A 2966-nucleotide genomic window follows, 5' to 3' on the forward strand; every position below is an offset into this window, starting at 1 on the left:
CATCTATTCTAGCATCTATTCTAGCGTATTTTTTGCYGAGTGAAACGATTACGACGATGCAGCTTTTAGCTGGTTGTCTACTATTGGTTGGCGTGGGCTTATTCTTACGTAGTAATGAGAAACCGTAATGGTTTCTTTTTTCTTATTAATTGAACTATGGTCAATCAACTGAAAGAGTAGTATTGATCCATTTTCAAAAGTTGTAGAGAAGGGGAGAGACAGCATGAGGTTTCGGGATTTTCATCGTAATGTGAWATTAAGAATTGGTCTATCCTTCCTATCGGGTACAGCGAACAATATGGTGCTTCCCTTTATGTCGATTTATTTCTCGGGAAAATTAGGGGACACACTGGCTGGATTGGTTGTTATTCTGGGCATTATGGCTGGTGTTGTGGCAGGGATCATAGGTGGTTATTACTCGGATCGATTTGGCCGGAAAAAGCTTATGCTCGCCGCGGAGATGGGCTGGATGCTCTGTTTCGCTCTCATGGMGGCAGTGAACTCACCATGGCTGGAGTCTGCAGGCTTCACCTTCCTGCTCATGATAATTGTCAGCATTTTCTGGGGGATCCATGGACCTGCCAATGAAGCAATGCTATTAGATGTTACCGCTCCAGAAGAACGTAAATTTATGTATGCCATCATGTACTGGATGAATAATTTATCGTTTGCCATCGCGGGTATGGCGGGTGCATTCTTCTTTAAATCGTATCTATTTGAACTATTTATTGCCCTCTCTGTGATCGGTTTGATAACGGGAATTATTACTTATGTCTATATTCAGGATGATTATAAGTCGCCTACAAGTGGGAAGCCTAGCACAACGAAGAAGAAAAGCCCTTCTATTTGGGCAAATTACCGTATGGTTCTGCGAGATAAAACGTTTCTGATTTTTACAATAGCTTCCTTATTGTTGGTTTCGGTGGAGTTCCATTTGGGGAACTATGTGGCTGTTCGCTTAGGGAAAGAGTTGGTGGATTCGCCTTTCCTTCCATGGGTAAGTGATGYGTGGCGAATTGACGGCTTCAAAATGTTAGGGTTTATACGAACGGAGAATACAGTACTCGTGGTTGTTCTATCGGTCTTTATGGGGAGCCTGATGCGAAGGTTTTCTGATCGCCGAGTCCTGTTTATTGGCTACACCTGCTATATAGCGGGGTACAGCTATCTTGCTTACAGCAATCAGCCTGGTTTACTTTTACTGTCGATGTTGATTGCCACCGTTGGAGAACTGATGTATGTTCCGATTAAGCAAGCGTATCTTGGCAACCTGGCACCAGACCATGCACGCAGCTCCTATATGGCCTTATATGGCATGGTATATAGAGGAGCTACGTTTCTAGGTGGTCTTGGCGTTATCTTAGGCGGCATGTTGTCTTCTTGGCTTATGGCTTCATTGATTGCATTCAGCGGTGTGATAGGAATGATGATGTTTTACTCCATTCTAGCACAGCTAGAAGAGCGGAAGAACGGTCATTTCGCAGCGGCAAATTCCTCTTTTATGGAAGCTAATAAAGCTGGTTTGGACAGTACTTCATAAGCCGTATAGGCTAAAGCCTTGGCTGTGAAGAGCATGCTGTCTAAAGCTGGTTCAGTCATGGCGAGATCACGGAATTCCTTGGTATGAAGCAAATGTCGCTCATGAACGACTTTCACGAATGGGTGAATGGTGGGGCACTGGGTCGATACATTGCCGAGATCTAGAGAACCGTGATCTTTGCCAATTTCGATTTCCTTCGGTTGGACGCCAAGCTCGAACAATTGATCGGTGAACACGTTCGACAAAGCTTCATTCGTACGGAGCTCATCGTAAGAGTACTCGTAGAAAGATGTTTTCAGCGTGCAGCCGGTTTGAAGTGCAGCGCCTTCTGCGCAGCGAAGGACTTTCTGGACGAGCTCATTCGTGTACGTACGTGTAGCTGAGCGGACGTAAAATCTAGCAACGGCATAATCGGGAATGATGTTAGGTGCTTTCCCGCCTTCGCTGATGATTCCGTGAATACGGGCATCTGTCTTGAGCTGTTGGCGCAGCGCATTGATGCTGTTGAAGAGCTGTAAAACTGCGTCAAGGGCATTAATGCCTTCATAAGGTTGTGCTGCAGCATGTGCGGAGCGGCCAAAGAATTCATATTCGATCGCATCCATCGCGAGCGATTCCCCTGATTTTTCATGCGTATAGTAAGGGTGTGCCATGAGTGCGATATCGACGTCTTTGAATAGCCCTGCAGCAGCCATTGGAACTTTGGCGCCTTTCGTTTCTTCGGCTGGCGTTCCGTAGACGCGTATGCTGCCGCCAGTTTCGGCTATGACGGATTTGAGGCCGATTGCAGCCCCGATACTCATCATGCAGATCAGATGATGGCCACAGGCGTGACCGAGCTCAGGAAGGGCATCGTATTCAGCCATGAACGCAACGACAGGACCTGGTTGGCCAGAGTCATAAGTCGCGATGAAAGCGGTAGGGATATCTAGAACACCGCGTTCAATTGCGAAGCCATGGTAGGCTAGTTCTTCGGTTAATCGAGCAAATGCAAGGAATTCTTCATGTCCAAGCTCGGGGTTTGCCCCAATAAAGCGAGAGATGTCTTTAAATCTTGCGGCATTGCTTTCTATGGTTTGTGCGATCATAGATTTCATAGGCGAGTATGCTCCTTTGTTGAATGGTTCTTAACTCCATTGTAGTATATAGAAGCGAGAACTACCAAATGCAAAGACATAAAGGTTATAAAAGGATCATTGATGAACAGGAGAAACTGGAGGGATCGACCATGATGAAATATGGAGCCGAACATGAGGAACACCGATTTAGCTTGTGTTTTCTTGAAGAGGAAAGCCGCGGTCAGTGGCGGGATGTTTATTTAGGCATCCAGTTGGAAGAGGGAGAAGAGCTTCCAGAAGGCTTATTAGATCCATCGATTCTTGTGATTTGCAATATCGAGGGAGAGATTGTACAGATTGTTTTGCAC

General features: G+C 45.9%; 2 protein-coding genes and 1 pseudogene. 2 read left to right on the plus strand and 1 reads right to left on the minus strand.

The window, feature by feature from the left end; genetic code table 11:
- Positions 1-223: 223 nt before the first annotated feature.
- Positions 224-1540 carry an MDR family MFS transporter gene (locus AC1DLM_RS35065; protein ID WP_477572587.1) on the plus strand — a complete coding sequence of 439 codons (1317 nt, stop codon included), beginning with the start codon at positions 224-226 and terminating at the stop codon, positions 1538-1540.
- On the opposite strand, the gene AC1DLM_RS35070 is transcribed toward AC1DLM_RS35065, so the two are convergent.
- Entirely contained in the window at positions 1474-2637 is a 1164-nt protein-coding gene (locus AC1DLM_RS35070; RefSeq protein WP_441992394.1) for a M20 family metallopeptidase, read from the minus strand. The two genes, AC1DLM_RS35065 and AC1DLM_RS35070, sit on opposite strands and share 67 nt — an antisense overlap.
- A 131-nt stretch (positions 2638-2768) precedes the next feature.
- On the opposite strand from AC1DLM_RS35070, the pseudogene AC1DLM_RS35075 reads away from it, so the two are divergent.
- Positions 2769-2966, plus strand: a pseudogene (locus AC1DLM_RS35075) (hypothetical protein); the annotation flags it as partial.

Source organism: Paenibacillus sp. 01T442, assembly GCF_056398345.1.

Bases quoted from the DNA above. Each gene is read 5' to 3' on its own strand.
- AC1DLM_RS35070 (WP_441992394.1), bottom strand. From the start codon at position 2,637: ATGAAATCTATGATCGCACAAACCATAGAAAGCAATGCCGCAAGATTT.